This is a genomic window from Sulfuricurvum sp. (genome assembly GCF_019163035.1).
In the GTDB taxonomy this organism is placed as follows: domain Bacteria; phylum Campylobacterota; class Campylobacteria; order Campylobacterales; family Sulfurimonadaceae; genus Sulfuricurvum.
Genome location: NZ_JAFLKV010000058.1, coordinates 1 through 3,482 on the forward strand (window position 1 = coordinate 1; position 3,482 = coordinate 3,482).

Annotated in this window: 3 protein-coding genes; 2 read left to right on the forward strand and 1 reads right to left on the reverse strand. The window is 45.7% G+C overall.

All coding sequences use genetic code 11. The features are described 5' to 3' along the window. Positions 1–13 precede the first annotated feature (13 nt). Both JZU62_RS05055 and nifT read left to right on the forward strand, forming a co-directional pair. Positions 14–1,669, forward strand: coding sequence for an FAD-dependent oxidoreductase (locus JZU62_RS05055; RefSeq protein ID WP_295012532.1), 1,656 nt, complete (start codon positions 14–16; stop codon positions 1,667–1,669). A gap of 44 nt (positions 1,670–1,713) precedes the next feature. Next, the gene (gene nifT, locus JZU62_RS05060) at positions 1,714–1,926 is read left to right on the forward strand and encodes a putative nitrogen fixation protein NifT (RefSeq protein ID WP_295012534.1); all 213 of its coding nucleotides are present in this window, start codon (positions 1,714–1,716) and stop codon (positions 1,924–1,926) included. 23 nt (positions 1,927–1,949) lie between these two features. Here nifT and JZU62_RS05065 read toward each other — a convergent pair. Beyond that, a partial coding sequence (locus JZU62_RS05065) for a sigma 54-interacting transcriptional regulator (protein ID WP_295012536.1) occupies positions 1,950–3,482 on the reverse strand: 1,533 nt, incomplete at its 5' end.

Below are 3,482 nucleotides of genomic sequence, written 5' to 3' on the forward strand. Positions count from 1 at the left end.
ATGAGGGGGGCGTATGCTGTATGATGTAGTGGTTGTCGGAAGCGGTATATCGGGATTGTATGCTGCATTAAATGCACGCCGAGCCGGGTTAAATGTCGCACTCATTTGCAAAAGCAACCCATTGCGAACGAATTCTGCCGTGGCATCGGGAGGAATTAACGCGGTACTTAAAACGACACGACACGATTCATTGAGAGATCACGTTGCTGATACGATTAACGGTTCCGACAAACTGGCTCGTTTAAGTGCTGTGAGTGCTATGGTTGCAGGTGCTGAAGAGATTATTACAGAACTGCAAGCGATAGGTGTTCAGTTTGACCGTGATAATGAGGGTAATGTCGCACAGCGCCCTTTTGGGGGGACAAAAGCCAAGAGGACATGTTATATCGCTGACAAAACCGGGGCTTCGATTACCCAGACTCTGTTGGTACAGTGTCGGAAAGAGGGGGTGGAGATATTACAAAATCATGTGATGCTGTCTATTGCAACCTTTGATGACAAACTTTCGGGGATAACGCTCTTGCGTAGACGCGATTCGAATGTTATAGCCTTTGCGTGTAAATCGCTCGTGTTGGCAGGAGGAGGGTTCGCCGGGATTTATCGCGGACATTCGACGAATTCCCAAGAATCGAGTGGTGATATCCTCGCTATCGCACTGCGCGCTAAAATGAGACTGGTTAATATGGAGTTTGTTCAGTTTCATCCGACGACGTTACCAAACAGCGGTACGCTGATCAGTGAAGCGGCGCGGGGAGAGGGGGCGTATATCGTCGATGAGACGGGTGAGCGTTTTACCGATGAGCTTCAAACCCGCGACAAGCTCTCTCGTGATATTGTCAAGCATCAACTCGCAGGGCATAGTATTTATCTCGATTTCCGTCATTTAGGGGAAGAACTGATTGATAAAAAACTCCCATCTGCGCGTAAGCACGCTCTGCACGGAGCAGGGGTAGATATCATCACTGAACTGCTACCGATTACCCCATCCGCTCATTATACGATGGGGGGAATCTGGAGCCGAAATGATACTTCTACCGATATTGACAATGTATATGTGTGCGGAGAGTGTGCGTACAGTGGAGTGCATGGTGCGAACCGTCTAGGCGGTAACAGTCTACTCGAAGCGGCTTATTTTGGACGTTTAGCGGGAAGAGAAGCCGCTTCGGCCGCTAAAAAAGGGAAGTTTCATCCGATCGACTACGCCCTTGTCGCTAAAGAAGCCCGATATGTTGAGTCGATTTTAGAGGGTGAAAATCGTTTTAATATCAATACCATGCGTCGTAACCTGGGTAATAATCTCTATAACAATGCGGGGGTATTCCGTAGTCATGATACACTAGCGAATGCACTCGAATACACCCATTATTTGATGAAAATGTCATCGGGATTATGTTGTATCAACAAAGAACGAAACGATAATGTCGAACTCCTCTCGATCATCGAGTTTCGCAATTCCCTCACGATAGCCGAAGCGATGGTTATGTCCGCTTTAGGGCGTGAAGAGTCGCGTGGGAGCCATTATCGGAATGATTTTCCCGATAAAAACGATAAAGAGTACGAAGTTAATACGATCATACGACGTCTAAGCGGGAGTTTTTTACGAATCACGTTTGAGGGTCATCTCTCATCGGATTGGTGGCATCGAATACGAAAGTTTTTTCATGCGTAGTAACGCAATGAATTTATATATCAAATAATATCAAGGAGTTAGTTATGGCTAAAGTTATGTTACGTTACGATTCAAAAGGTGCAATATCATTTTATGTTGCTAAAAAAGATATGGAAGAGACGATTGTCACTTCTGAGTTTGATACGGATGAAAAATGGGGTGGTGAAGTAAAACTTAGCAATGGTGAAACATGGTTTATCGAGCCGGGTGCTAAAAAATTTCCTTCTGAAGTGGTTGCGATTCGACGGGGGGAATAATATTCCCACCCAATAGAATGTATTTAAACCTCTATCCCGTATTGTTTTATTTTATACCCGATTTGTCGAGCACTCATCCCCAGTAGTCTTGCCGCTTTGGTTTGGATACCGTGAGAATCACTCAGGGCTTGAAGAATCGCTTCTTTTTCCAACTCTTGCAAAGTTTTCTTGGTCATCGGAGCAGATGAATGAGAGTCGTATTGCGATGTTGGTGGTGTAATCACCATAGCACTAGGTTGAATCATCGGTGCTGGATCATTTTGCATATAAAGTTTTTGATAGTTAAACGGCAAAACATGGCTTAGCATCTCAGGCTGTATTTCACCATCAGGACAGATGAGGACGATCCTCTCCATCGTATTTTGAAGTTCGCGAATGTTCCCCGGCCACGGATAATCGAGGAGCAGTTCCATCGCCCCTTTGGTAAAGTGCATATTTTTACGATGCTCTTTCATAAAGCGATGCAAATAGTGCTCGATGAGGAGTTTGACATCCTCATAGCGCTCACGCAACGGTGGAAGATTGATCGGGATAACGTTGAGTCGATAAAACAAGTCTTCACGGAATTCCCCTTTGCGAACCATCTCTTCGAGATTACGGTTAGTTGCCGCTACGAGTCGGACATTGGTTTTAATCGTTTTGTTTCCGCCGACCCGTTCAAACTCCTGCTCTTGTAAAATACGGAGTAGTTTGACTTGGAGCGATGGGGTGATATCTCCGATCTCATCGAGAAACAGTGTCCCCCCATCGGCGAGTTCAAAACGCCCCTTTCGCATTTCACGTGCATCGGTAAAGGCTCCCTTCTCATGCCCGAAGAGTTCCGATTCGAGAAGTGTTTCACTGATAGCGGCACAGTTGAGTTTGATAAATGGACCGTTTTGGCGACGGCTGAGGTTATGAACTGCCGTCGCGATGAGTTCTTTACCCGTTCCTGTCTCTCCTCGGATTAAAATCGTCGCATCGGTAGGTGCTACGGTGTTGATCATTCCAAAGACCTGCTGCATCCGCGTGGAGCGTCCGACGATGTTTTCAAATTTGTAATCTTTTTGCATCTCTTCTTTGTAGTAGGTTTTGAGTTCAGTGATCGATTCTTTTTCTTTAACAATTGTTTGTTGCACCTTGAGCGATCCCATAAAGAGTGTTCCGACGATGGTGAGCATACGGACGATCTCATCAAAATTGAGAGGGCTGTTTTTTCCAATATTGGCAGAGATAACACCGATAACCTCTTCCTCCTGCAAAAGCGGAACGGCGACGTAGGAAACCATTTGGGTCGAGATATTACCCATTTTGTTGAGATAGTTGATGTTATTATGGATATTCTCGATCACGATAGGTTCACGGCTTTTGGCGGCTAATCCGGTTGCCCCCTCACCGAAACGATATGTTGCCATCTTTTTTTGATAAGGTTCGAGATCGATAGAGTTGAGAAGCTCCAGTTCATCTGCATCCTCTTTTTTACGAAAGAGGGCACACCGTTCCAAATATCCGTGCTGTTTCAACTTTCGCATCGCTTTCTCGACACTCTCGGTGATCTCGGTAGTGCTCGTGAGCAT